Here is a 26,692-nt window from a genome sequence, read left to right as displayed (position 1 = left end):
CGTTTCTCCCCAAACCATTGTGATGGGGAGAAGCGGCCTCGGCCTGCAAGCCGTGACCTGTGAGTAGGCAACAACTAATTACTGAGGAGATTCGTGATGAGTGCCGGATCGAAAACCGAAAAAGAAAAGATCATGAAACGCCCCCCAACTCATTTTGAAGCCATTTCACCTTTAGTGGTTCTCATGGTCCTTCTGGCTGTGGGGTATGGCATGCTCCATTACAAACCGGATCCATTGCTGGTAATCGCAACCATATACGCTGCGTTTATGGCCCGCAGGACAGGACTTACCTGGTCGGACATGCAAAATGGCATCATTGAAAAAATCAATGTTGCCATGCCAGCCTTGATCATTTTGATCATAGTAGGTGGTTTGATCGGCACCTGGATATACTCCGGAACTATTCCAATGATGATTTACTTTGGTTTGAAGAGCATTTCATGCCAATACATCATCTTGGCGGCCTTTATTGTAACCATTGTTGTCTCTTTGGTTACCGGAACGTCCTGGGGGTCAATCGGAACTGTCGGTGTGGCCATGATCGGCGTCGCAATGGGCTTGGGTGCATCCCTTCCGGCCACTGCCGGAGCCATTGTGGCTGGATCATACCTGGGGGATAAGCTTTCGCCTCTTTCCGATACGACAAATCTTTCTTCCATGGTGGCGGGCTCCGATTTATACGAACACATCCGCCACATGCTTTACACAACCGTACCGGCCGGTATTGTTTCCTTTATCGTGTATTTCATTGTCGGGATGAACTCCAGTGGAGACGCCGCAACGCCTCAGACAGTCATCAGCATGCTCAGCACTATGGATGGCATCTTCAGCTGGAATGCTGTTCTGCTTTTGCCTTTGGCCATCGTATTGTACGGTTCTTTCAAAAAATACCCTACAACCCCGGTTATGATCATTTCCTGCGCCATCGCCATCCTTTTAGGATGGCTGTATCAGGGATTTGATCTGAAAAGCGGATTGGACGCCTTCCTAAGCGGATTTAACGTCAATATGGTCCATACGCCGGGATTCAATGCCGACAATGTCATCTGGGAAGTCACACGCCTGATCAACCGTGGTGGCATGCGAAGCATGATGAGCACCATTTTGTTGATTCTCTGCGCAATGGGCTTTGCCGGCATCGTCAGCAAAATGGGCGCACTGGATGTCATTCTTGGGTTCATCCTTTCCCGTGTGAAATCAACGGGTGGCTTGATATTATCCACCTGCCTGTCCTGCATCACCATGGCACTTGTCACCGGCAGCGTGCACCTCACCATTCTTATTCCTGGAGAGATTTTCAAAAAAAGCTACGGTAAGATGGGCTTGGCAGCTAAAAACCTGTCACGGACACTGGAGGATTCCGGCACAGTCGTTGTTCCCATTATTCCCTGGTCATCATCGGGCGCGTATATGGCAGCCACACTTGGCGTTGCCGTCATGGACTTTTTCCCCTGGGCCATTCTTTGCTACACCAGTTGCATCTTCGCAGTAATATGGGGATACACAGGATTCTTCATAGCCAAAGAAAAACCTGAAGATGGTCAGGGTCAGCCTGCCTTTTCCGAGTAATCAAAGGAGCTAGAAATGCACATAGATTATAATATTGAAACGGACCGGAGAAATAATCATTCGACCAAGTGGTCCGAAATGGACCGCCTATACTCCAGAGACGACTTGTTGCCCATGTGGGTAGCCGACATGGATATCAAGTGCGCTCCGGAAATTGTCGAAGCATTGCAGGAAAAAGCTTCCCAGGCCATTTATGGGTATGTGTACCGCCCGAAATCATATTTCCAGTCGGCCATCGACTGGACCGAAAAAAAATTCGGGTACAAGATGGATTATGAAAGCATGGCCCATTGTTCCGGGGTTGTGCCTTCCATGTCCTACTGCATCCAGCTCTTTACCCAGCCAGGAGATCAGGTCATTATCCAGTCTCCCGTCTATTATCCCTTCTACTCCATCATCAACGGAGCAGGCCGGGAGGTTTGTGAATCCCCTTTGCAATGGGATGAAGCAAATGAAAAATTTGTGATGGATTTTGAGGACTTTGAAAAGAAATGCAGTTCCCCCAAGGCAACCGCTTTTCTCCTTTGTTCGCCGCACAATCCTGCCATGCGTGTCTGGACGCAAGACGAACTGTCAAAGATGGCCGACATCTGCCTGCGTCACAACGTCAGAATCTTTACCGACGAAATCTGGCGTGATTTCATTCATACAGGCCATAAACACATTCCCATCGCCTCCTTGGGGCAGGATGTGGAACAGATCACCATCACGGGTTTTTCCCCCTCCAAGGCTTTCAACCTGGCCGGTTTGCAGGCTTCCTATGTCGCCTTGCCCAACAAGGAAGACCATAAGAAATACATGAACTTTCTTGACTACCAACTCCTGAAGCGAAACAACGCCTTCAGTGTGGTGGCCACGGAAGTCGCTTACGCAAAGTGCGGCTACTGGCTGGACGGGCTCATTGAACATGTGGAAGGGAATGTTAAATACATTGCTGATTTTGTTCGGGAAAACATCCCAGGTGTCAAGCCGATCATCCCGGAAGCAACCTATCTTATGATGTTTGACTGCCGCAGCTTGGGCCTGGGTAATGAAGAACTTGCCCAACGCATTGAGGATATTGCCCGTCTTGCCCTGGATCACGGACATTGGTTCGGAAAGGCCAGTGCAGGCTATGAACGTATCAACCTGGGCTGCCCACGGGCCACGGTTGAAAAGGCCGCGGAAGGTCTCAAGCGGGCACTCGCCTAATCAGCTGGTTCCAAGCGTACAATAAAAGCCGACAAAGCCTTCCAACGGGTTTTGTCGGCTTTTTTCTTTGGAAATGCTCCCGCAACCGTCCCCCAATCAACCGGAATTTTGAAATTGGGCAAAAGCACGGCGCACATTCCTGCCCAGGTGCAGTCCCTCCACGGATTCCCATGCAAATCGCCGTTGGAATGGAGAGCCGCAACTGGAAGATTCGTGAAATCTCCCCCCTGGTGCCGAGAAATTCTCCCCAACGGCCTCCCTCCGACATTATTTTTTCGGTCCAAAATCCGCCCTGCCCAATGGGCCGCCAGCCCCAGCAGGGGAACGGATAAAATGGATTATTCAGGGATGAATCTTCCGGAGGCGCCGCCAAATCGTAACAAAAAATTTCTTGACACTTTCCGACGAGATCTCGTAGCAGGAACTCTATGAACGCATCCACCACCCACACCCACTCCTTTTTTTACTTTTTTTACTTTTGGTATTTTAGTGAGGCCTGTGGACCTGAGGGTGGCGTGTAGTCGAGTTACGAACGAACAAAGTCACTTCAAAGGGCCGCAGGCACTCCGCCAGCGGCCCTTTTTTTGTACCCAGCCGCGGCGAAGTCCCTGTCCGGCCCCGCGAACAAACACGACGGGGAAACAAAATGGACAATTCAAACACACACATCGGCAAAAGCATCCGGTTGGAACGCATCTTCAACCGCATCACCGGCAGAACCATTCTGGTCCCTCTGGACCACGGCGTATCCGTCGGCCCCATCTACGGGCTGGTGGACCTGCGCGAGACCGTGAACAGCGTGGTGGATGGCGGTGCCAACGCCGTGCTCATGCACAAGGGCCTCATCCGCTGCGGCCACCGCGGCGCAGGCAAGGACATCGGCCTCATCTGCCATCTTTCCGCCAGCACCTCCCTTTCTCCACGGCCCAATGCCAAGTGCCTGGTGGGCACGGTCGAGGAAGCCATCCGCCTGGGCGCGGACGCTGTTTCCCTGCACGTGAATCTGGGCGACGACGCGGAAATCGACATGCTGCGCGACATGGGCCGCGTGTGCACCGACGCCGCCTTCTGGGGCGTTCCGGTTTTGGCCATGATCTACGCCCGGGGCAAGGGCATCAACCAGTACGATCCGGAAGTCGTGGCCCATTGCGCCCGCGTGGGCGTGGAACTGGGCGCGGACGTGGTCAAGGTGCCCTACACCGGAGACATTGAATCCTTTGCCCGCGTGGTGGAAGGCTGCTGCGTTCCCGTGGTCATTGCCGGGGGCGAAAAGCTGGACAACACCGAAGACCTGGTGCGCATGGTGCACGACTCCATCCTGGCTGGCGGACGCGGACTTTCCATCGGCCGCAACGTCTTCCAGGCCGACGATCCCAAGCTGCTGGTGCGGGTCCTGCGCGGCATCGTGCACGAAGACTGGGAGCTGGACCAGGCCCTCGAAAGGCTCAAGGGGTAACACGTGGCTACCAAACCGATCTACTTTTTGGCCGATCCCTACGAAAAGGAACAAGTGACCATGGCCCTGGAATCCGGCGTGGACGCGGTAATCGCCACGGCAGACCACCTGGGGGAAATCGCCTCCCTCTCGCGCGTGGGAACCATGGACCTCAAGGACATGCATTTCATCGCCATCAACAGCAAGGACGATGAAAAAACCGCCGCCGATCTGCTGGCCAAGGGACAGGCTGTCTGCCTGCGCCGGGGCGTGGAAATCATCCCCGTGGAAAACCTGCTGGCCGCTGCCAGGGGCACGGACGGCAAGCTGGGCATGGAAGTGCACGACGCCGAAGAAGCCCGCCTGGCTCTGGGCATTCTGGAAAAGGGCGCAGATTTTCTGGTCATTTCCCCGGAAGGCGTCATGCAGTCCAAACCCATCATTGCCGGTGCCAAACTCGGCCAGGGCCGCATGGACCTGGTACCTGCCCGCATCACGGAAATCATCCCCGTGGGACTGGGACACCGCGTCTGCGTGGACACCCTCTCCCTGCTGGCAACCGGCGAAGGCATGATGGTGGGCAATTCCAGCGCCTTCACCTTTCTGGTGCACGGCGAAACCGAGGAAAACCCCTATGTGGCCTCCCGCCCCTTCCGGGTCAATGCCGGAGCCGTCCATTCCTATGTTTTCATGCCCGGCGACACCACCCGCTACCTGGAAGAACTGGCCCCGGGCGACGAAGTGCTCATAGTGGACAAGGAAGGCAACTGCCGCACGGCCGTAACCGGAAGGCTCAAGACCGAAGTCCGGCCCATGTTGCTGCTAAAGGCTGAAACCGAAAACGGACAGGGTTCCGTCTTCCTGCAGAATGCCGAAACCATACGCCTGGTACGTCCTGGCGGAGAGCCAGCCAGCGTGGTAACGTTGCAGCCGGGTGATGAAGTATTGTGCCGCATGGATAGCGCCGGCCGCCATTTCGGCATGCGCGTGGACGAAGATATTCGCGAAGGTTGAGGAGAACAACACCGTGTCCGACAACGAAAAAAATGACGATATTCCGTGGCGTGCGCCCAACCCGGACGCACCGCTGGACGAAGCCAGAGTGCTGGCCAGCGTCCGCAAAGAGATTGACGTGATAGACGACGAACTGGTCGACCTGCTCAACCGCCGGGCCCGCGTTTCCCGTCGCGTGGGCCGCATCAAGGCGCGCTCCGGCGGCAAGATTCTCAAGCCGGGCCGCGAAAAGGCCCTGCTGGACAAGCTGTCGGAACTCAACCCCGGGCCGCTGCCCGATGCCCATCTGCGGGCCATCTACCGCGAGATCATTTCCTCCTCGCGTGATATGCAGCAGCGCCTCAAAGTGGTCTATCTGGGACCGGAAGGTACTTTTTCGTACTTTGCGGGCCAGGAATATCTCGGCTCCAGCGCCGACTATACCCCCCGTCCCACCATTCCGGGCGTCTTCGCCTCGGTCGCCGGGGGCAATGCCGACTACGGAGTCATCCCTCTGGAAAATTCGTTGCAGGGCACCGTGGGCCAAAGCCTGGATTGTTTCCAGCAATACGAGGTCTACATCCAGTCTGAAATCCTGGCCCGCATCAGCCACAGCCTGCTGTCCACCTCTGATTCGCTCGGCGACATCACCCAGGTGTACTCCCATCCGCAGGCCCTGGAGCAATGCGGCGGCTGGCTGCGCGCCAACCTGCCCCTGGCCGACATAACACCCACGGAGAGCACGGCGGCCGCAGCCCGCATGGTGGTCAAAAAGAAAAACGCCGCCGCCATCGGCCATATCAAGCTGGCCGAAATGTGCGGGCTCAAGGTGCTGGCTTCGCCCATCGAGGATTCGCCGGACAACTGGACGCGGTTTTTCATCATCGGCACCGAACCGGTGGCCGATCCGGACAACGTCAAGACATCCATACTTTTCACCACGGCCAACAAGCCGGGATCTCTGGCCAATATGCTCAATGTGGCCGCCGAGGAAGGGGTCAACCTTTCCAAGCTTGAATCCCGCCCCATAAAAAGCGAAAAGTGGAAATACATTTTTTTTGCCGACCTGGATTGCGACCTGCGCAGCGAAGCACTGCGCAAGGCCTTAGGAAGGTTGGAAGAAGCCTGCCTCACCTTCCGCATTCTGGGCAGCTACCCTCAAGGACAGCAAATAGACGTCAGGCACCAGGCCTGAGCAACGGAGAGAACAACCATGTCTGATGCAACCTATGCCGATCCCATCTGCATTTCCGCGCCGCCTTCCAAGTCCGTGTCGCACCGTTCGCTCATTGCCGCGTCCATGGCCGACGGCGTCTCCCGCATTTCCAACCTGCTGGAGAGCGACGACATCAAGGCCACCCGCGCCTGCCTGGAAGCCGGAGGCATCTCCGTGCAGGACGACGGCGACGCCCTGCTGGTTACCGGCAACCCCGCTGGAATGCGGGGCGGGGAAGACGAGCCCGTCACCCTGCACATGCGCGAGTCCGGCACCAGCTGCCGCCTGTTCACGGCCGTAGCCGCGGCCGGACGGGGATTTTTCCGCATCACCGGCGAGGGCCGCATGTACGAACGCCCCGTCGGTGCCCTGACCGAAGTTCTGGAACGCCAGGGCGCACGCATCCAATGGCAGGGCAAGCCCGGCTGCCCGCCCATGGTCATCGAGGCCAGGGGCTTTGCCGGAGGCAACGACGAGGTCAATCTGGAGGAATCCAGCCAGTATCTTTCCGGCCTGCTCCTGGGCGCGCCTCTGGCCCGCACCTCCATGGACATAGGCCTGGGCGGACGCAAGACCGTGTCCTGGCCCTACGTGGCCCTGACCCTGCAGGCCATGGAGGACTTCGGCGTCAAGGTCCGCATTTTCGAGCGCACGGATGCGGGATATGAAGAAACCGACTGGCGCTCCCTGAAGGGCTTCAAGCCCGGGCAGGTCCGTTTCCGCGTGGAACCGGCCGCCTACACCCCGCGCGAATACAGCGTGGAGGCCGACTGGAGCAGCGCCTCGTATTTTCTGGCCGCCGGTTTCCTGGGCCATCCCGTGGAGCTGACCGGCCTGCGCCCCGACTCGGTACAGGGCGACCGGGCCGCCGTGGATATCTTCAAGCAGATGGGGGCCCAGGTCTATTTTGACGGCGGAACCCTGCGCATAGCTCCCGGCGAACGCGAAGGCGTGGACGTGGACATGGGATCGTGCCCCGATCTGGTCCCGGCCGTGGCCGTGGCCGCCGCCTTCTGCAACTCGCCAACCCGCATCCGCAACGTGGCCCACATGCGCCTCAAGGAATCCGACCGTTTGGCCGCACTGGCCTCGCAGATCGCCAAAACCGGCTGCGATACCAAGCTCTTCCCCGACGGCCTGTCCATCGACCCGGTCAAACTGCCCGCGGGCAGGGAACTGGAATTCACCACCTACGGCGACCACCGCATGGCCATGTGCTTTTCCATTTTCGAGCTGGCCGGAATCAAGGTCCGTCTGGACAATCCGGACTGCGTGTCCAAATCATTTCCCCACTTCTGGCAGGAGTGGGACAAGATACGAAAGGGCAACAAGTTATGAGTTCCTCACGGATTTCCACAGTGGCCGTCATCGGCTCCAAGGGAGAGATGGGGTCGCTGTTCATGGAGGTCTGCCGCGAGGCGGGCCTCGACGCCGCCGGTCTGGACAAATCCATGACCGACGACGACCTGGCAGACTTTATTCCGGGCCGGGACCTCGTGCTCCTTTGTGTGCCCATGTCCGTCTTTCCCCAGGTTCTGCGCCAGGTGGTGCCGCACCTGGACGGCAAGCAGATCCTGGCCGACGTCTGCTCGGTAAAGGCCAACCCGGTCCGCCGCATGCTGGCCGCCTACAAGGGCCCGGTGGTGGGAACCCATCCGCTCTTTGGCGGCAACCTGCCCGCCCCCGAAGACCGCCGGGTGGCCGTCTGCCCCGGCAACGAGTACGGACGCGACATGTCCCCGGCCCAAATGGAAAGCGCCAAAAAAAGTCTGGACGCGGTTATCCGTTTTATGCAACACATAGGCTTTATACCGTTTGAGACGACGACAAGAGAGCACGATATAGCTCTTGGATACATCCAGGGACTTAATTTTGTAACAACCGTCTCGTATCTTTCGGCAACGGCAAAACAACCGAATATCGACCGCTTCATCACCCCATCATTCAGACGGCGTCTGGAAGCGGCCAGGAAAATGCTCAACAACGACGCACAAATGTTTGAAGCCATGTTTGAAACCAACCCCTATAGTCTCGATTGCGTTCGGCAGTTCCGTTCGCATCTCAACATTGCCGCCGGTGGCGATATCGACCTGCTCGTTCAGCGCGCTGGCTGGTGGTGGCGTGACGCTATAGATGGGGGAGGTTCCTGAGTTAAACGGCAGTTTTGTGGCAAATATACAAGACCGTGTCCTCCCCAGGGGGCACGGTCTTTTTTTTTACCTCACGTCAACCCCGGGCCAGCCGACAGCAAAGGCACCGGCCGCCAGGAGAAAAAATGCAACCCATCACACTACGGCAGACGGGCCGTTGGATGCCCGCAGACATCCAGACCCCCATCAGCCTCTATCTCGGGCTGGTCGGCGACAATCCAGGCATCCTGCTGGAAAGCGCGGAAGTGGACGGCCGCCTGGGCCGCTACAGCCTTATTGCCTGGGACTTCATCCTCACCCTGACCTGCCGGGAAGGAAAGCTGGAAGTTCTGGCCTCGGACAGCCGGGTGGCCTCCATAAACCAGTTGCACGGCCAGCCCTTTGACCAGGGCATCCGCCAGGCCATGCGCCGGCTGACCATCGTGCCTCCCGAAGAATTCAGCGAATCCGCCAAGCTGCCAGCCATCACCCGCGCCCTGTACGGCTATTTCGGCTATGCCATGGCCGGACTGTTCGAGCCCAAACTGACCAGCGGCGAGACTCCAGCCATTCCGCCCGAGGAAATAGAGGCCAGCCTGGTGCTGCCCGCCAACGTGGTCCTTTTCGACCACCTGCACCACCGCTGCTGCCACCTCAGCATCAACGACTCCAAGGCCCCGGAAATAGATACCCGCAACCTGCAGCGCAAGCCCGAAGCCCCCAGAGTGGGCGAAACCGAAATCTTCCCCGGACGCGAGGCCTACATGGACAATGTAAGCCGCTGCAAGGAACTCATCCGCCAGGGCGAATGCATCCAGACCGTGCTTTCCAACCGCTTCGAGGCCCCGTTCGAGGGCGACCCCTTTGTGCTCTACCGCAGGCTGCGCCAGGTCAATCCCTCCCCCTATATGTTCTATATGCGCTTCAACGGGCTGAAGCTCATCGGCTCCTCGCCCGAACTGCTGGTGCGCTGCACCAACGGCCGCGTGGAAACCCGGCCCATTGCCGGAACCCGCCCGCGCGGCGAAACCACGGCAAAGGACGATGCCTTTGCCCAGGAAATGCTGGCCGATCCCAAGGAACGCGCCGAACACGTCATGCTGGTGGACCTGGGCCGCAACGACTTGGGCCGCATTGCCGCGCCCGGCACCGTGGAAGTAAAGAACTTCATGCAGGTGGAACGCTTTTCCCATGTCATGCACCTGACCAGCTACGTGGAAGCCGACCTCAAGGAGGACCTCGACGCCCTGGACGTGCTGGCTTCCACCTTCCCCGCGGGCACGCTTTCCGGCGCTCCCAAAGTGCGGGCCATGGAGATAATCGCCGAAATGGAAGACATCCCGCGTGGCCCCTACGGCGGCGCCATCGGCTGGCTCGGCCTGGACAAGGACCGCGTGGACCTGGACACCGGCATCACCATCCGCAGCATGTGGGTGCGCGACGGCAAGGTGTGCTGGCAGGCAGGAGCCGGGCTCGTCTTCGACTCGGTGCCGGAAAACGAATGGCAGGAATGCCTCAACAAGGCCAAAGTCATCCGTGCGGTTGTCTATGGCGAGGGAGACGGCGATGTTTTTACTTATTGACAATTTTGATTCCTTCACCTTCAACCTGGTACAGGCATTCCAGGTATTGGGAAGGGATCCGCACGTGATCCGCAACGACCGGCCCGAAATTCTGGACCTGGCAACAAGCCCGGATCTGGAAATGGTCTGCATTTCACCCGGCCCCAGCAACCCGGAAAACGCCGGACTCTGCCTGGAGTTCCTGGCCCGGCTGCCCAAAACCGTGCCCGTGCTGGGCGTCTGCCTGGGCCATCAGATTCTGGGCCATTTCGCCGGAGTGCCGGTAAAGGTGGCAGAGCGCATCATGCACGGCAAAACGTCCACCATCAGCCACAACGGCAAAGGGCTTTTCACCGGGCTGGAAGACTCCATGCAGGTTTGCCGCTACCACTCCCTGGTGGTTCCGGCGGAAAATTCGGACCAGCTGGAAATTACGGCCCGCGCCGAAGACGACAACGAGGTCATGGGTATTCGATACAAGGACAGGCCATGGGCCGGAGTGCAGTTCCACCCCGAATCCATCCTGTCCCCGTCAGGACCGAAACTCCTGGCAAACTTTCCGCAATCTCTGAGCTGAAAAGGGAACAGACATGAAAGACATTCTTGAAACTCTGGCCCAGGGGCGCGACCTGGAACGTACCCAGGCCGACGACGCATTCGGGCGCCTGATGAACGGCGAACTGACCGAAGCCCAGGCCGCCGCACTGCTCATGGGACTGCGCGCCAAAGGCGAAACCGCCGAAGAGCTGGGCGCGGGCGTGGCCGCCTGCCTCCACCACGCCCGCCTCGTCAAGGGGCTGGAAGGGCCAAGCATAGACACCTGCGGTACGGGCGGCGACAACAAGGGCTCCTTCAACTGCTCCACCGGCGTGGCCCTGGTGCTGGCAACCATGGGCTACAAGGTGGTCAAACACGGCAACCGCTCCGTCTCCTCCACCTGCGGCAGTGCGGACGTGCTGGAAGCCATGGGCATGCGCCTGGACCTGCAGCCCGAAGAGGTGCCCGCCGCCCTGGAAAATGCCAACTTCGCCTTCCTCTTTGCCCCCAACTTTCACCCTGCCTTCAAATACGTGGTTCCGGTCCGCAAGGCCCTGGGCATCCGCACCCTGTTCAACATGATGGGCCCGCTGCTGAATCCGGCCCGCCCCACCCACCAGATTCTGGGCGTTGCCAACAAGGCCATGATGCCCCTTATGGCCGCCACCCTGGCGGAAAACAACGTCACCGCCGCAGTGGTGCACGGCCACGGCGGCTACGACGAACTCTGCCCCTTTGGTCCCAACACCATCCTCTGGGTGCGCGACGGAAAGATCGAGGAACAGGTCATCGATCCCCTGGCCATCGGGCTGGGCGGCGGCACGCCCGACAACGTGCGGGTGAACAACAAGGCCGAAGCCCTGGACGTGCTGGCCGAGCTGCTGGACGGACAGGGCCCCGTGGTCATGCAGCAGATGCTGCTGCTCAACCTGACCATCGCCCTCATGGTGCTGGAAGACGACCAGGACATGTACGGAGCAACCATGAAAGCCCGCGAAGTCCTCATGTCCGGCGACGCGGGACGGAAATTCCAGGTGATGAACCATGCTGGATAAATTCAGAAAGGCCAAGGAAGAGGAAATCCGGGCGCTGCTGCAGCTTGAAGAGGCAGGTCGCCTGCCCGCCCCGCTCTCCCAATTCCAGGGCCACCCCCGCCCCTCGTTCTTTGATGCGCTCTCCCGCCCGGGCTGCGCCGTCATAGCCGAGTACAAGCGGGCCTCCCCCTCCAGGGGGGAGATCAACATGCACGCCTCGCCCAAGGAAATCGCCGCCCTCTACGCCCAAAACGGGGCCGCGGCCATGTCCGTGCTGACAGAGGAGGTCTACTTCAAGGGAAGTCTCGACTTTCTCACCAAGGCCGCCTGTTCCGGGCTGCCCCTGCTGCGCAAGGATTTCCTGTTCGACCCCGTGCAGATACGCGCCACCATGGCCACGCCCGCCTCGGCCGTGCTGCTCATCGTGCGCATGTACAAGGATGCGGCAGAACTCGCCGAGATGCACCGCACGGCAGACGAATGCGGCCTGGATTCCGTGGTGGAAATATTCAACCAGTACGACCTGGAACGGGCCCGCCAGGCCGGAGCCCGCATCATCCAGGTCAACAGCCGCGACCTCGACACCCTGCGGACCGATACCGACAACGCCCTGCAGCTGGCCCCCCAGAAACGGGACGGCGAAGTGTGGATCAGCGCCAGCGGCATCCACTGCCCCGCGGACGTCCAGACCATGGCCGCCGCAGGCTACGACGCCGTACTGGTGGGAACCGCCATCATGGCGGCCGACGATCCCGCCGCGTTTCTGGGCAGGCTGGTCCGGGCAGGACAGGGAGACTCCTCATGCGACTGCTCGTAAAAATCTGTGGCCTTACCCGGCTGGAAGACGTGGCCGTGTGTACCGGCATCGGCGCGGACCTGCTCGGCTTCATCTTTCACCCCAAAAGCCCGCGCAATACCGACCCGGCCCTGCCCGCCAACGTGCGGACCTGCGGTGCCTCCAAGGTGGGCGTCTTCGTCAGCCAGACCGCGGACGAGATCAACGACATCATGCAGCGCGGCAAGCTCAACCTTGCCCAGCTGCACGGCGACCAGGACCCGGACTTCTGCCGCGCCATCGGCGCAAACCGTGTTATCAAGGTCTTCTGGCCCGACCGCTACGAAACCACCGCAGAGCTGGAAGCCGACCTGCGCCGCTACCAGACCAGCGCGCGCTACTTTCTGTTCGACTCCGGCGCATCCGGCGGAGGACACGGCGCGGCCATGGACACCACCATCCTCAAGGGACTGAACAGCCCACTGCCATGGCTTTTGGCTGGTGGACTGGGACCGGACAATCTGGACCAGGCACTGGCCGTTAAACCCAACGGACTCGATATCAACTCGGGTGTGGAATCCGCGCCCGGCGTAAAGGACAACGCCAAGATCGGCGAAGTGTTCAGAAAATTGGCAGGGGTACGTTAAGGCGGGGCGCTGCCCCGCACCCCCGCCAGGAGGCAACGGCCTCCTGGACCTGCGGTTAAAGACAACAGGCAGACCCAAAAACTGAAGAGATTTCTTCAGCCCAATAAAGAGCAAGGATTGGGCAAAAAGGTATGGAAGCAAGGCACAAACATTTTCGCGAGCGTGGACAGTATAGGCCAATACGGCCCGCGAAGCGAAAATGTGCAGTAACGCCGCTAACGTGCCTTTTTCACCAATCCACACAACAATAAGGATTAGGCAAAAAGGTATGGAAGCAAGGCGCAAACATTTCCGCGAGCGAGGACAGTATATGCCAATACGGCCCGCGAAGCGAAAATGTGCAGCAACGCCGCTAACGTGCCTTTTTCACCAATCCACCCCAGGAGAAAACATGCGCAAAGGATACTACGAAATGTACGGTGGGCAGTTCGTGCCGGAACTGCTGATGCCGCCTCTCCTTGAGCTGGAGCAGGCCATGGAACTCATTGTACCCAGCCGCCAGTTCCAGGAAGAACTCGGCCTGCTGCTCCGCGACTACGTGGGACGGCCTTCTGCCCTGTACAAGTGCCCCAACCTGTCCAAGGACCTCGGCTTCGAGCTGTGGCTCAAACGCGAAGACCTCAACCACACGGGCGCGCACAAGGTGAACAACACCATGGGCCAGGCCCTGCTGACAAAACGCATGGGCAAGCCGCGCATCATTGCCGAGACCGGCGCGGGCCAGCACGGCGTGGCCACGGCCACGGCAGCCGCCATGCTGGATCTGGAATGCGAAGTCTTCATGGGAGCCGTGGACACGGAACGCCAGGCCCACAACGTACGGCGCATGCAGCTTTTGGGTGCCAAGGTCACTGCCGTGCAAACCGGCACCAAGACCCTCAAAGACGCCACCAACGCGGCCCTGCGCGCCTGGATCGCCCGGCAGCAGGACACCCACTATTGTGTCGGCTCCGTAGTCAGCGCCCATCCCTTTCCCCAGCTGGTGCGCGACTTCCAGTCCATTATCGGACGCGAAGTCCGCAAGCAGATGACCGAACAGGCGGGCGGCCTGCCCGACATCATCGTTGCCTGCGTGGGCGGCGGCTCCAATGCCATGGGCATTTTCCACGAGTTCGTGCCGGAAACAAGCGTGCGCCTTGTGGGCGTGGAAGCTGGCGGCACGGGCGAACCCGGCTGCTACAGCTCTGCCTCCATCTGCAAAGGCACCAACGGCGTGCTGCACGGCTCGCTGACCAAACTGCTCCAGACCGAGGACGGCCAGATAGAACCTTCGCACTCCATTTCCGCAGGACTGGACTACCCCGGCACCGGACCGGAACACGCCGGGCTCCACGAAAGCGGCCGGGCCGAATACCATCAGGTATACGACCATCAGGCCCTGGAAGCCTTCCAGATTCTCTGCCGCCGCGAAGGCATCATTCCGGCCCTGGAATCCAGCCACGCCGTGGCCTGGGTGCTGGCAAACAAGGACTCCATAGCACCGGGCAGCCGGGTGGTGGTGAACCTTTCCGGCCGGGGCGACAAGGACATGGGCATTGTGGAACCGCTGCTTTTCAACGACGTGGAGGCGTAGGGCTATGAGCGTATTGCAACAGAAAATAGAAGCGGCTCTGGCCCAAGGGCGCAAGGCCCTTATTCCCTATCTCCCCTGCGGCTTCCCCGACCTGGACAAGTTCTGGGAGGATGTGGCCGAACTGGATGCGGCCGGTGCGGACGTGATCGAGATAGGCGTCCCCTTTACCGACCCCGTGGCCGACGGCCCGGTCATTGAGCAGGCGGCCCAGGAATGTCTGCAGCGCGGCGTCACCCTCAAATACCTTATTGATGGACTCAAGGAACGCAAAGGCCAGTTCAAGGCGGGCATCGTCCTCATGGGCTACGTGAACCCGTTCATGCAGTACGGCCTGGACAAACTGGCCGACGACGCCACAGAAGCCGGAGTGAACGGCTTCATCATCCCCGACCTTCCCTATGAGGAAGCGGACATGTTCAAAAAGGCCTTTGCCCATCATCCGCTGGACCTCATCCCCCTGGTCGGGCTAAATACAAGTCCCGAGAGGATGAAGCTGTATGCCGACGGTGCGTCCGGTTTTGCCTATTTTGTGTCCGTGCTGGGCATTACCGGCGGCCAGGCCGACCTGCCACCAGAAATTCTGGACAAACTGCGCCAGGCCAGAGACGCCTTTGACGTTCCCCTGGCCCTTGGCTTCGGCATCAGCTCCAAAAAACAGGTTACCCCCTTCGGCGACCTGATCGACGCCGTGGTCTTCGGCAGCGCACTGATCCGCCATATCCAGGCGGACGGCACGCCTACCGAATTCATGGCCAGATTCAAGTAGGAAAGAGATAAGGAAAATGTGGGGGAGGAGGGAACTTTTGCAAAAGTTCCCTCCTCCCCCACACCCCCTCCTCCTTCAAAAACCTTCAACCGATTAAGAAAAATTTTTTTAAGGCCACAGTCGATGGTCCAGGCCGGATAAGTTGTGTTTCCGGCAAGGCGCAGGGAATTTCGCGAGCGAGGACAGTATAAGTAATACGGCCCGCGAAACGAAATTTCGCTGCAACGCAGCCGGAGGCACAAATCATCCGGCCTTCATTCAAAGGAGTTATCATGGCCTATAGATTCATACCCAATCTCACCCCCGAAGACCTCGCCGCCACCCAGGATGAAGGTCTGTGCTGGACCGTATCCCACGCCTACGCCAACAGCCCTTTCTACCGCCAGCGCCTTAACGAGACGGGCATCGATCCGGCCGCCATCCGGGGAGTAAAAGACATCACCTCCCTGCCCTTTACCACGGCCAGCGACCTCAAGGACGGCTACCCCTTTCCGCTGCTTTCCGTGCCCCAGGAAAAGGTCGTGCGCGTTCATGCCTCGTCCGGCACAACAGGCAAGCGCAAAGTGCTGACCTATACCCAGCGCGATATCGACGTGTGGAAAAACATGTTTGCCCGCTGCTACGAACTGATCGGCTGCACTGTTTCCGACCGCATGCAGATTTGCGTGGGCTATGGCCTGTGGACGGCGGGCGCGGGCTTTCAGCTGGGCTGTGAACATTTCGGTGCCATGGCCGTTCCCGTGGGGCCGGGGCTGCTGGACATCCAAGTGCAGCTGCTCTGCGACCTCAAACCCACGGTGCTTTGTTCCACCGCGTCCATGGCCCTGCTTATGGCCGAGGAAGTGGAAAAACGAGGCCTTACCGACCAGATCGCGCTCAAACGGGTCATCTTCGGGGCTGAAGCCCATACCCCCAAAATGCGCGAACGCTTCGAGCAGATTCTGGGGCTGGAATCCAGCCACGACATCTCGGGCATGACCGAGGTGTACGGACCGGGCGCGGGCATTGAATGTGCCGCCCGCAACGGCATTCACTACTGGGCCGACCGCTACATAGTGGAAATTCTCGATCCGGAAACCCTTACGCCCGTGGCTCCAGGCGAAGTGGGCGAACTGGTCATCACCACCCTGTGCAAGGAAGCCAGCCCACTCATCCGCTACCGTACCCGCGACCTCACCCGGCTGCTGCCCGGCACCTGCGAATGCGGCTGCTCCATGCCGCGCCACGACAAGATTCTGGGCCGCTCCGACGACATGATCATCGTGCGCGGGGTCAATATCTACCCCGGACAGATCGCGGAAGCGCTCCAGGACTTCAAGGAACTTTCCAGCGAATACCAGATCCGCCTGTTCCGCAAGGAAGGCCGCGACCATATGCTGGTTTCCGTGGAACGCGAAAAGGGCGTCAGCGCAGACATGGACCAGAACCTGGGGCAGGCTGTCAGCGAATACATGCAAAAGCATCTGCTGGTTCGCCCCCATGTGAACATCGTGGACCCCGGCGACCTGCCGCGTACATTTGCCAAGACCAAACGCGTCATCGACGAACGCAATTCCGCCTAAGGCGGATGAAAGCATGCGGGGGAGGAGGGAACTTTTGCAAAAGTTCCCTCCTCCCCCGCACCCCCTCCACCCTCAAAAACCTTTATTATTGGGCTGGCGATAAACGCACGATAACTTCGTTGCTTGTTCGCGCACGTTTGTTATCTGCCTGCCCAATTAGGCGTCTCTTTCTTTTGCTTTTTTTCTTTCCACCCACCCCAGCTTCGCGGGCTGGAATGAAAAGGAATGCGCAGCAACGAAGCTATCAACCTTTTCAAACAGCCCTACAGCCAGCAGTAACGCAGCTATCCAGCCTTTTTCAAACAGCCCAATCGCCCTAAAAAAAAGATCGCCCCGCTACGCGAGACGATCTTATTTTTTTAGGTGTCCCGTCCTGAAATAGGTTGACACCCAAAGGACCTATTTTATGGATGCTCAAGAAAAACAGCGAGTAAAGCGAACTCAGCGTGACTACACGATGGCCTTTAAATTGTCCGTCGTGGCCCAGGTTGAAAAAGGCGAGATGACGTACAAGCAGGCTCAGGCTCTTTATGGTATTCAAGGGCGAAGCACTGTGCTGAAGTGGCTCAGAAAACACGGCACCCTTGATTGGAGCAGGCCCATGGTACATTCCCGCAAAGCCCCAAAAGCCAAAGAAACACCGGCCCAGAAGATCAAGCGGCTGGAGAAAGAGCTTGAGGAAGAAAAGATCAAGACCATGCTTCTCAATAAAATGATTGAGATTTCCGACCGCGAGCTTGGGACTTCAATAAGAAAAAAACTTACCCCCGAGCTGCACGAAGTCTTCAGAAAGAAAGACAAATAAGCTTGTCTGCTTGTTGCAGGCAGCTCGGGGTTAGTCGGCAGTCCGTGTATCAGGCTGAAAAACGCCATGATGCACGAGAAGCCATGTCTCAGGAGGCAAAAAACATGGTCCTGAACGTGCGGGCCAGGATGCCCCGCCTTGGAACCAGAAAGCTGTACTACCTGTTAAAGGACGCATTTTCTGCAAAGGGAATCAAGCTCGGACGTGATGGATTGTTTTCGCTGCTGCGGCGAGAGCACATGCTCATCAAGCGAAGAAAGAACTACACAAAGACAACCAACTCGAAACATTGGCTAAAAAAACATCCCAATCTGTTGGAAGATGTTCAGCCCAAATGTCCTGAGCAGGTGTTCGTAAGCGATATAACCTACGTAAAGACACGCGAGCAAACGTGTTACCTTTCGCTGGTTACAGATGCATTCAGCCGGAAGATAATGGGATACAACGTGAGTCGGGATCTCGGAGCGGAAAGCACAACCAAAGCACTGGACGCGGCAGTCAAAAATAAGCGAAGGAAGGTGAATACGATTCACCACTCAGATCGAGGGCTCCAATACGCTTCTTCGGTTTACCAGAAAAAGCTCCAACAATCCGGAATGGTTCCGTCCATGACAGATGGTTATGACTGCTATCAAAATGCCCTGGCGGAACGGATGAATGGTATTCTGAAGCAAGAGTTTATGTTTGCCAAATGCAACGACTTTGCGGAACTCAATACTCTGGTGAGGGAATCCGTTGAGATATACAACTCACAACGGCCACATCTCAGCCTGGGAATGAGAACGCCAAACGATGTACACGAATCAGGCTGTGGGGCTAGCCCCACAGCCTGAGTGAAACCTTCAAAAAACGTCAACCTAAGTTAGGACGCCTCAAGGGACAGGGAAGAACAGGGAATGCCGGGAACCGAAAATGGCAGGCATCCGTCAGGGAAAAACTCCCCGGTCCCGGATGCCTGCCAAAAGAGCCTACTGTTCTTCCTTGCTCAGAGCGGAATCCTGTGCAGAATTATCGCTCTTGTCTGCAAAGTACTTTCTGGTTTCAGACACAACCACGGGAGTCAGCAGGAGCAGACCCACGAGGTTCGGGATTGCCATCAGGCCGTTCAGCGTGTCCGAGATGTTCCAGACCAGGCTGAGCTTGGCTACCGCGCCGACGCCCACAAAGATGACGAAGGCTATACGGTAGGGCAGCACGGCTTTTACGCCGAACAGGTACTCGATGGACTTTTCACCGTAGTAGCACCAGCCGAGGATGGTGGAGTAGGCGAAAAGAACCAACCCGATGGTCACCACGTGCGCGCCGCCGGGCATGCCCGCCGAGAACGCGATGGTGGTCAGCTCGGCACCGTTGGCACCGCTGGACCATACGCCGGTCAGGATCAGCACCAGGCCGGTCATGGTGCAGACAATCAGAGTATCAATGAAGGTCTGGGTCATGGACACCAGGGCCTGCGTGATGGGGCTCTTGGTCTGCGCCGCGGCAGCTGCGATAGGAGCACTGCCCAGGCCGGATTCGTTGGAGAACACGCCGCGTGCAACACCCATGCGGATAGCCAGCATGACGCCAGCACCGGCGAAACCGCCGACAGCCGCTGTGGGGTTGAAGGCCTGTTCCACAATCAGAGCGAAGGCAGCGGGCACGCCGCTGATGTTGGCAAGGATGATGTACATGGCACCACCCATGTAGAAGATGATCATTACGGGAACCAGCGTACCGGTTACCTTGCCGATCTTCTTGATGCCGCCCAGAACAACGGCTGCGGTACATCCAATCAGAACCACGCCTGTTACCCAATGGGGCACGGCATAGGTTGCTTCAATAGCATCGGCCATGGAGTTGGACTGCACCATGTTGCCGATACCGAAAGCGGCAACCGAAGCGAAGACGGCGAAGATGGTACCCAACCAGGGCATCTTCAGGCCGTTCGCCAGGTAGTACATGGGGCCGCCGCTCATTTCACCATGTTCGTCAATCACGCGATATTTCACGGCCAGCACGGCTTCCGCATATTTGGTAGCCATACCTACAAGGCCGGTAACCCACATCCAGAACAGTGCGCCGGGGCCGCCCATGGCAATTGCCGTGGCCACGCCCGCAATGTTGCCGGTGCCCACAGTAGCGGACAGCGCGGTCATCAGCGCCTGGAAGTGGGTGATATCACCAGGTTCGTCACCTTCTTCTTTGCGCTTGATCAGCGCCAGATACAGTGCATGTCCGAGTTTTCTCAGCTGCAAACCGCGCAAAGCGAAAGTCAGCCAGCAGCCGGTTCCGACCAACAGAATCAGCATGGGCGGACCCCACGCAAATGCACCTATTTTCCCTACGATTGCATCCAATGAACTCAGGAACTCCATACGCTATCTCCCTTCCTGTATGTTGTAATTGAACATAGGTCCCCTTCCATATGTCGAAACAAGCAGGAATTCTTAGTTCAGTACGTCTTCGACCGGTACGTATTCCAGGTTGAAGGCATCGGACACGCCCTTGAACGTGACCTTTCCTTCCACGATGTTCAGGCCGGTCTTGATGCCGTAATCGTCCTTGGCAGCCTGCTTCCAGCCCTTGTTCGCAATCTTCACGGCATAGGGCAGGGTGGCGTTGGTAAGAGCCATGGTGGAGGTAACGGGCACTGCGCCGGGCATGTTGGCCACGCAGTAGTGAATGACGCCGTCCACTTCAAAGGTCGGATTGGTATGGGTGGTGGGCTTGGATGTTTCGAAACAACCGCCCTGGTCGATGGCGACGTCCACGATAACCGCACCCTTCTTCATGGTCTTGAGCATTTCGCGGGTAACCAGCTTGGGAGCCTTGGCTCCGGCCACCAGTACGGCACCGATGACGACGTCGGCTTCCTGAACCAGTTCGCGGGTCAGGGTGGGGCTGCTCATCATGGGGAAGCAGTTCTTGGGCATGATTTCGGAGAGATGACGCAGACGGTCCAGGTTCATGTCCAGCATGTACACCTTGGCGCCCAGGCCACAGGCCATCAGGGCTGCGTTGGTGCCGACCACGCCGCCGCCGATGACAACGACAGTGGCGGGGGAAACGCCGGTTACGCCGCCCAGCAGAATGCCGCGGCCATGGAAGCTGCGTTCCAGGTACTTGGCGCCCTGCTGCATGGACATGCGGCCTGCGACTTCACTCATGGGAGTGAGCAGGGGCAGGTCGTTGTGCGGACCAACAACGGTTTCGTAGGCAATTGCCACGGACTTGTTCGCGATAAAGGCGCGGGTGAGGGGTTCGTCCGGAGCAAAGTGAAAATAGGTGAACACGATCTGGCCTTCGCGGACCATGTCGTATTCCGAGGGTTGGGGTTCCTTGACATGCATGACCATTTCGCACTCGGCGTAAATCTCATTGGGCGTGTCGATGATCTTTGCACCAGCCTGCACATAAGCTTCGTCGGGAAATCCGCTTCCGATACCGGCAGCCTTTTCAACCAGAACTTCATGGCCGTTGGCGCGCATGACTTCAACACCGCTGGGGGTCATGGCAACACGATTCTCTTCAACCTTGATCTCTTTGAGAATACCAACTTTCATTATACCCATCTCCCGATGTGTGCTCCCCGAAACGCGGGGAACAGTTAAAGCGTGTAAGGTTCTCCCGGCGAAGTTAAGGCAAACCTCGTGCCATATTATAAAATTGTAAGCACACAATTTTCATTTTTATAAAAAAACAGCGCAAGCTCTTGCTGAGCAAGAAAAAAATGCATACAAGCGCCCGTTACTTTGCAGGTGCCGCTGCACGCATCTTTGCTTTGAATCGAAAGAAAGTGGTAACGATCAGTACGATTTGTTACCAAAAATGAGGGGAATATATACTAACCTGTTTATTTTATTGAAAATTTCGGAATGGTATATTTTTTCCGCAGTGGTACGTTTTGTTACCGCCCTGAAGTTCATACTTGGCGATCTTCTTCAGCAGGGCCGTATGGGAGATGCCGAGCATCTTTGCCGCCTTGCGAATGCTGGATGTTGAATTGAGCGTTTCCAGCAAAATTTCCATCTCATAATCCCCCACCAATTCCTTGAGTGGCCGTTTGCCACCTTTCATCGGTTTGGAGGCTGCCCGCTTTCCATCGACGGCCGCTTCGCTGTTCAGCAAAATGGCATCGCTGTGGATCACCCCGCCGTCGCTCAAAATGGAGGCACGTTCGATAACATTCTGCAGCTCCCGTACATTGCCGGGCCAGCTGTAGGTGTTCAATTTGGCCAATGCCCCCTGGCTGAGTGTCTGCTTGGGCTTTTCCAGCCGCTGGTTGAAACGGAGCAAAAACGCATCCACCAAAAGGGGAATGTCCCCCAACCGTTCGCGCAGGGGCGGAATCTGCACGGTCAGCACATTGATGCGGTAGAAGAGGTCTTCCCGAAAGGTTCCTTCCTCGACCAGCTCCGCAAGGTTCTTGTTGGTTGCGGTAAGCACCCGGGCATTCACCGGGATTTCGTCAAACCCGCCAATGCGGCGCACCAGTCCATCCTGCAGAACGCGAAGAATCTTGGCCTGCAGGGTGTGGGGCATTTCGCCTATTTCATCCAGAAAGATTGTGCCGTTGCGTGCGGCTTCGAAAAGACCGGGCTTGCCTTTTTTGCGCGCTCCGGTGAATGCACCGTCCGCATAACCGAAGAGTTCGCTTTCAATAAGGGGTTCGGGCAGTGCCGCACAGTTGATGGGGATGAAGGGACCACTGCGTTCGCTGTCGAAGTGCAGGGCTTTGGCGAAAAGCTCCTTGCCTGTACCGCTCTCGCCGGTGATGGAAACAATGGTGTCGAGTTTGGCGATCCTGTGGGCAAAGGAGATGAGATTGCGGACAGGGGGACTGTCGCCCACAAAGTCGGAGAAGGTGATTTGCGCGGGAGTCATGACCGCATCGACCATGGCCTGCACCTCTTTAAGGTTTTTCATCAGCAGCACCGCACCGATGAAATTTCCCTGGGTATCGAATATGGGCTTGGCCGATCCGTAATATTCCACCCGCCCCGTGTCCGTATTGACGGACCGCCGCCGGTTGATGGGGATTTTCTTGGCAATACACTCGGCCAGGATACAGTCTTTGGGATCGGTGGTCTCGCTCACGTGCGAGTTGATGAGCACCTCGTAGCTCTGCCCCAGAATGCGGCAGGCAACGCTGTTTGCCGCATTGATGATGCCGTTGGCATCCACGGAAAGGACGCCTTCGCTCATGCCGTCAAAGAGGTTGCGGTACCACCGTTCCCGGCGTTCCTGCGGCAGACGTTCCAGCTCGGCCTGGCTTTCTATTTTGGGAAGGGTGGAGAAAAGGCTGAGCAGGGAGTCTTTGTCCACATCGCCATCGACTTTTTCGATTTCCACGGCGATCTTGGCATATCCGTTCTGCTGCTCCACTTCCATGCTCACGATATTGAGCCCCTGGTCTACCATCAGGCGGGCCACGTCGTATACGATACCGATTCGATCTTCGAAAAGGAGTTTGAATTTGAGACTTCGAGCCAAACCGGACAACCCCCTGCCGGACCTCTCGACAAAATCTATATCCGAAATCTTCATTTTATACGCAATATTCTTTTTTCACGTTATAATTAATGTAATTACCCAGAGAACATAGCAATATACGATACAAAAACAGAGCTTTGACTCGGCCCGAAATTCTGCTTTTTTTCACGCCTTATGATTTTCGGCATTTTTTTTCACTTCCGCGCATCCCTTTTCAGGTCGAGCGCTCTTATGATTTTCGTATTCTACACCAGAGGATTCAAAGAGTTATGCTTTCATTTGTGTAAAATTTTATGAACAATACGATGGAGTTACATTTTCGGAGATATGCCATTTATGTGTAAACAGGCTGTTACAGGCCATCTCCGCCCTTTGCTCATTGTGTAAGCATAATATATTCTAGCCTATTTGACGACCCCCATCATCAGGCCAAATTGTTACAGAATCTTGAATTAATAGGAAAACCTCTCCGAAAAGAGCGCAAAAAAACAGACAGACACGCTCTGGAAAAGGCTGAAAAACCCGCTGCAAAATGATGGATTGAGAAATACGAAACGAGGTGGCAGTATTTTTATCAAAATACCTCTTCGCAGCTGGCCGACGCCTGCAAAGAGGACGGGCCCATTCACGATGCGCTCCACTGCAAGGGGATGCAAAGGGCCGCCAAGAAAAACGAAAGGCCAGGAAGTCCCGGCCTCAGATTGATTACAAAATTCAATCTGGCAGGCTGCTCAAAAAGGTGTGTGGCGAAAGACCGGACGCCGTGAGGAAAGCTCAGGGCTGGCGCGGAGCTCCTGATATGCGGGATAACTTTTCTTCAGGGCTGCGGCACTCTCGTGCCGTTGTCCGCAGTTCGGGGCCGGGAAGCCTCCCGGCGCCCCCCTGCCTGTAATACATATATAATAGGGAGCACGTGCGGACTCAGTGCTATTCGCCGTCCTTGTCGCGCTTCATTTTTTCCGCAATCTTCACCCCTTCGCCAGGGTACACCACGCGCTCTTCCAGCGGCACGGGCGCGCCCGGCTGCGGCCAGACACCCGGCTGGGGCTCCGCGCCTTCCCGGGCAATCTCACCCGGTTCCCGGTCCGCCATCACCGGATGGGCCCGGACATTCACGGAGTCCACTTCGGCGCTGAATTCTATGGCGATATTGTTGGGATCGAAGGCGTAGATGGAATGGATGAACCCATGGTCGATAATCTCGGAGACCCACATATCCGCGGCCTCCAGCTTGGCCTTGAGTTCCCAGAGGTCATCGTCCGACGCCACGCCTAAGGCGATATGGTCGAAGGCAAAGGGCCCTTTGACAGGAGCGCCGTGGTCCTTTTCCTTAAGAGGTTCCACATCCGGCCATTCGAAAAAGGCGATCATGTCGTGCTCGCTAATTTCGAAAAAATAGTGGCGGAAGCCCGGCCTGCCCAATCCGGCCACCATGCGCATTCCCAAAAGATCCCGCCAGAAGCGGATGGTGGCGTCCATGTCTCCCGTAACCATGGCCAAATGGTTTATACCGGTGAATCGGGACATCTTCACTTCCTTTTTTGCGTTTTTGAAATGCCTAATCATACGCGTTCGCCACGCTTGATTCAATGACCAGTTTTTTTATCGATAAAGGGCCTAAGGATGCTGAGTGTCGTGCATTTTCGCACAAGCGCCTTGACGATTCGCACATGGCAACGTATTGCACTCAGAACGATAATTTACGCGCAGTACGCCCACATTTCGGCCACGAAATGTGTGAGTCTGCGACTTCGGCCGTTGTGGTCGGTTTCTTTCTCGTCGTCAAAGCGAGTTTACGTATCCTATGACACTGTTAGAGCTTGTGGCGAAAAACAAGGCGGACGTGCTTGCCCGTTGGAACCAGCTTGTGCTTGAAACCTATCCCAAGGAGACAGCCAGGCTTTGGAAAAGCAACAAGGATCAGTTCACCAATCCGGTGGGCGCGACCTTTCGCGAAGCCTTGGATAAGCTGATAGATGGCATGCTGGCCTGGGAGAACGCCCAGGACATCTGCGCCCATCTGGAAGACATCGTCAAGATTCGGGCCGTACAGGATTTTACGCCGGGCAAGGCGTTGTCCTTTGTTTTCCTTTTCAAAAAAGCGGTGCGTGAGGCATTGGGCTCCCAGATCAGGAAGGAGAATCTGGGGGAAGATCTCGTAACACTGGACGGACGTGTGGACAACATGGCCCTGATGGCGTTCGATATCTACACCAAGGCCAGAGAGCATGTGTATTCCATGCGGGTGCAGGAATACAAGCGAACGCACCACATGCTTTTTAGAAAGGCGGGATTGGTGTGTGAGGAACCCTCCATGGATAAAGGGCTGACGCCCATTGTTCCGGAGGGGCCGGTGCAAGACAAAGAGAGGTAGGGTAGATGAACGCATTTTACTCGTTGTTTCTCGTCTTCGCGCTCATCTTGGTCGCATTGATCGGAGTGCAGGGTGCCCATTTGAGCAGCCTGTTCGCCATTGCCATCCCGTACGTTGCGGTGGCTATCTTTGTGGTCGGATTTGTGCGCAAGGTGATTGGGTGGGCGAAATCGCCGGTGCCGTTCCGCATCCCCACCACGGGGGGACAGCAGAAGTCGTTCGATTGGATCGAACACAACTGTATTGACAACCCCTCTACGGTGCGCGGAACTATCATCAGGATGTTTTTCGAAATTTTCTGCTTCCGCTCCCTTTTTCGCAACACAAAGTCCGTTCTGTACAAAGAGGCGGACGGTGAACGCCCCATTGTGGCATACTTTTCTGCCAAATGGCTGTGGGCGTTCGCGCTGATTTTCCATTACAGTTTTCTGGTCATCCTGCTGCGCCACCTCCGTCTTTTCACGGAACCGGTGCTGGGATTTGTTACGGGCATTGAATTTGTCGACGGCATCATGCAGATCGCCACTCCTGTCATGTACATGAGCGACCTGATGATCATCGTCGGCCTGCTGTTTCTGCTTGGACGGCGTATGTTCAGCGGTCGCATCCGCTACCTGTCCAACGCCGCGGACTTTTTCGCACTGTTCCTGCTGTTGAGCATTGCTCTTTCCGGCATCTACATGCGTTACTTCGCCAAGGTAGACATCATTGCCATCAAGGAACTGACCATGGGGCTGGTAACGTTTCACCCGGTTATCCCGGAAAATATCTCCGCATCATTTTATGTGCATATTTTCCTGGTAAGCGTGCTGTTCGCCTACTTCCCCTTCTCCAAGCTCATGCATATGGGCGGCGTATTCCTTTCGCCCACACGCAATATGCCCAACGACACCCGCTTCAAACACCACGAAAACCCCTGGAACAACAAAGTCGCTCCGCACAGCTACGCAGCCTATGAAGACGACTTCCGGGAAGCCATGGTGGAAGCCGGTCTTCCCGTAGACAAGCCGCTCCCCGCGGCGGACAAGCAGGAGTAGAGGAGATAGCCA

General features: G+C 57.2%; 22 protein-coding genes. 18 read left to right on the top strand and 4 right to left on the bottom strand.

Annotation, left to right across the window (positions count from 1 at the left end; all coding sequences use genetic code 11):
• Nucleotides 1-96 precede the first annotated feature (96 nt).
• The 16 genes from nhaC (at nucleotide 97) to ACI0FJ_RS14580 (ending at nucleotide 18,627) form a co-directional block, all read left to right on the top strand.
• Nucleotides 97-1,569, top strand: a complete 1,473-nt coding sequence (gene nhaC / locus ACI0FJ_RS14655) for a Na+/H+ antiporter NhaC (protein WP_424304639.1) — start codon at nucleotides 97-99, stop codon at nucleotides 1,567-1,569.
• A 15-nt stretch (nucleotides 1,570-1,584) separates the two neighbouring features.
• Entirely contained in the window at nucleotides 1,585-2,760 is a 1,176-nt protein-coding gene (locus ACI0FJ_RS14650; protein WP_424304638.1) for a MalY/PatB family protein, read from the top strand.
• Nucleotides 2,761-3,406: 646 nt separating this feature from the next.
• The gene (locus tag ACI0FJ_RS14645) at nucleotides 3,407-4,216 is read left to right on the top strand and encodes a 2-amino-3,7-dideoxy-D-threo-hept-6-ulosonate synthase (RefSeq protein ID WP_424304637.1); all 810 of its coding nucleotides are present in this window, start codon (nucleotides 3,407-3,409) and stop codon (nucleotides 4,214-4,216) included.
• A gap of 3 nt (nucleotides 4,217-4,219) precedes the next feature.
• Complete coding sequence (locus tag ACI0FJ_RS14640) at nucleotides 4,220-5,209, top strand: 3-dehydroquinate synthase II (protein ID WP_424304636.1); 990 nt, start codon at nucleotides 4,220-4,222, stop codon at nucleotides 5,207-5,209.
• 13 nt (nucleotides 5,210-5,222) lie between these two features.
• On the top strand, nucleotides 5,223-6,383 hold the full coding sequence (pheA, locus tag ACI0FJ_RS14635) for a prephenate dehydratase (RefSeq protein WP_424304635.1): 1,161 nt from the start codon (nucleotides 5,223-5,225) through the stop codon (nucleotides 6,381-6,383).
• A gap of 18 nt (nucleotides 6,384-6,401) precedes the next feature.
• Nucleotides 6,402-7,742: a 3-phosphoshikimate 1-carboxyvinyltransferase gene (aroA, locus tag ACI0FJ_RS14630; RefSeq protein ID WP_424304634.1), complete on the top strand. Its 1,341-nt coding sequence runs from the start codon at nucleotides 6,402-6,404 to the stop codon at nucleotides 7,740-7,742.
• Entirely contained in the window at nucleotides 7,739-8,554 is an 816-nt protein-coding gene (locus tag ACI0FJ_RS14625) for a prephenate dehydrogenase/arogenate dehydrogenase family protein (RefSeq protein WP_424304633.1), read from the top strand. Before aroA ends, ACI0FJ_RS14625 begins: the two co-directional genes overlap by 4 nt.
• Before the next feature lie 125 nt (nucleotides 8,555-8,679).
• Entirely contained in the window at nucleotides 8,680-10,116 is a 1,437-nt protein-coding gene (locus ACI0FJ_RS14620; RefSeq protein WP_424304632.1) for an anthranilate synthase component I family protein, read from the top strand.
• On the top strand, nucleotides 10,100-10,672 hold the full coding sequence (locus tag ACI0FJ_RS14615; RefSeq protein ID WP_424304631.1) for an anthranilate synthase component II: 573 nt from the start codon (nucleotides 10,100-10,102) through the stop codon (nucleotides 10,670-10,672). The genes ACI0FJ_RS14620 and ACI0FJ_RS14615 overlap by 17 nt, the downstream gene beginning before the upstream one ends.
• A gap of 13 nt (nucleotides 10,673-10,685) precedes the next feature.
• Nucleotides 10,686-11,687, top strand: a complete 1,002-nt coding sequence (gene trpD / locus ACI0FJ_RS14610; RefSeq protein WP_424304630.1) for an anthranilate phosphoribosyltransferase — start codon at nucleotides 10,686-10,688, stop codon at nucleotides 11,685-11,687.
• Nucleotides 11,677-12,483 (top strand): indole-3-glycerol phosphate synthase TrpC, encoded by an 807-nt coding sequence (locus ACI0FJ_RS14605; RefSeq protein ID WP_424304629.1) that lies wholly within the window; start codon nucleotides 11,677-11,679, stop codon nucleotides 12,481-12,483. Before trpD ends, ACI0FJ_RS14605 begins: the two co-directional genes overlap by 11 nt.
• Nucleotides 12,468-13,088, top strand: a complete 621-nt coding sequence (locus tag ACI0FJ_RS14600) for a phosphoribosylanthranilate isomerase (protein WP_424304628.1) — start codon at nucleotides 12,468-12,470, stop codon at nucleotides 13,086-13,088. Before ACI0FJ_RS14605 ends, ACI0FJ_RS14600 begins: the two co-directional genes overlap by 16 nt.
• A gap of 391 nt (nucleotides 13,089-13,479) precedes the next feature.
• Nucleotides 13,480-14,661 carry a tryptophan synthase subunit beta gene (gene trpB, locus ACI0FJ_RS14595; RefSeq protein WP_424304627.1) on the top strand — a complete coding sequence of 394 codons (1,182 nt, stop codon included), beginning with the start codon at nucleotides 13,480-13,482 and terminating at the stop codon, nucleotides 14,659-14,661.
• Between the two features lie 4 nt (nucleotides 14,662-14,665).
• Nucleotides 14,666-15,427, top strand: a complete 762-nt coding sequence (trpA, locus tag ACI0FJ_RS14590) for a tryptophan synthase subunit alpha (protein ID WP_424304626.1) — start codon at nucleotides 14,666-14,668, stop codon at nucleotides 15,425-15,427.
• A gap of 272 nt (nucleotides 15,428-15,699) precedes the next feature.
• Nucleotides 15,700-16,989 carry a phenylacetate--CoA ligase family protein gene (locus tag ACI0FJ_RS14585; RefSeq protein ID WP_424304625.1) on the top strand — a complete coding sequence of 430 codons (1,290 nt, stop codon included), beginning with the start codon at nucleotides 15,700-15,702 and terminating at the stop codon, nucleotides 16,987-16,989.
• A 406-nt stretch (nucleotides 16,990-17,395) separates the two neighbouring features.
• Nucleotides 17,396-18,627, top strand: a protein-coding gene (locus ACI0FJ_RS14580; RefSeq protein WP_424297970.1) for an IS3 family transposase whose coding sequence is annotated in 2 segments (ribosomal slippage) — nucleotides 17,396-17,750 and nucleotides 17,750-18,627 — 1,233 coding nt in all. Because the reading frame shifts where the segments join, the coding sequence is not laid out codon by codon here.
• 135 nt (nucleotides 18,628-18,762) lie between these two features.
• On the opposite strand, the gene ACI0FJ_RS14575 is transcribed toward ACI0FJ_RS14580, so the two are convergent.
• The 4 genes from ACI0FJ_RS14575 to ACI0FJ_RS14560 form a co-directional block, all read right to left on the bottom strand.
• On the bottom strand, nucleotides 18,763-20,151 hold the full coding sequence (locus tag ACI0FJ_RS14575) for an alanine/glycine:cation symporter family protein (RefSeq protein ID WP_424304624.1): 1,389 nt from the start codon (nucleotides 20,149-20,151) through the stop codon (nucleotides 18,763-18,765).
• Nucleotides 20,152-20,223: 72 nt separating this feature from the next.
• The gene (ald, locus tag ACI0FJ_RS14570; RefSeq protein WP_424304623.1) at nucleotides 20,224-21,339 is read right to left on the bottom strand and encodes an alanine dehydrogenase; all 1,116 of its coding nucleotides are present in this window, start codon (nucleotides 21,337-21,339) and stop codon (nucleotides 20,224-20,226) included.
• Nucleotides 21,340-21,634: 295 nt separating this feature from the next.
• Complete coding sequence (locus ACI0FJ_RS14565) at nucleotides 21,635-23,269, bottom strand: sigma 54-interacting transcriptional regulator (RefSeq protein ID WP_424304622.1); 1,635 nt, start codon at nucleotides 23,267-23,269, stop codon at nucleotides 21,635-21,637.
• Between the two features lie 927 nt (nucleotides 23,270-24,196).
• Nucleotides 24,197-24,796 carry a VOC family protein gene (locus tag ACI0FJ_RS14560; RefSeq protein WP_424304621.1) on the bottom strand — a complete coding sequence of 200 codons (600 nt, stop codon included), beginning with the start codon at nucleotides 24,794-24,796 and terminating at the stop codon, nucleotides 24,197-24,199.
• 277 nt (nucleotides 24,797-25,073) lie between these two features.
• Between ACI0FJ_RS14560 and ACI0FJ_RS14555 the strand changes: the two genes are divergently transcribed.
• Together ACI0FJ_RS14555 and dsrM are read left to right on the top strand one after the other, a co-directional pair.
• Nucleotides 25,074-25,643, top strand: coding sequence for an RsbRD N-terminal domain-containing protein (locus ACI0FJ_RS14555; RefSeq protein WP_424304620.1), 570 nt, complete (start codon nucleotides 25,074-25,076; stop codon nucleotides 25,641-25,643).
• Nucleotides 25,644-25,648: 5 nt separating this feature from the next.
• A complete protein-coding gene (gene dsrM, locus ACI0FJ_RS14550; protein WP_424304619.1) occupies nucleotides 25,649-26,680 on the top strand; it encodes a sulfate reduction electron transfer complex DsrMKJOP subunit DsrM in 1,032 nt (343 codons plus the stop codon).
• Nucleotides 26,681-26,692: the final 12 nt, after the last annotated feature.

It is taken from the genome of Desulfovibrio sp. 7SRBS1 (assembly GCF_049723905.1).
Lineage (GTDB): Bacteria > Desulfobacterota > Desulfovibrionia > Desulfovibrionales > Desulfovibrionaceae.
This window is presented reverse-complemented; position numbering and strand designations above follow the sequence as displayed.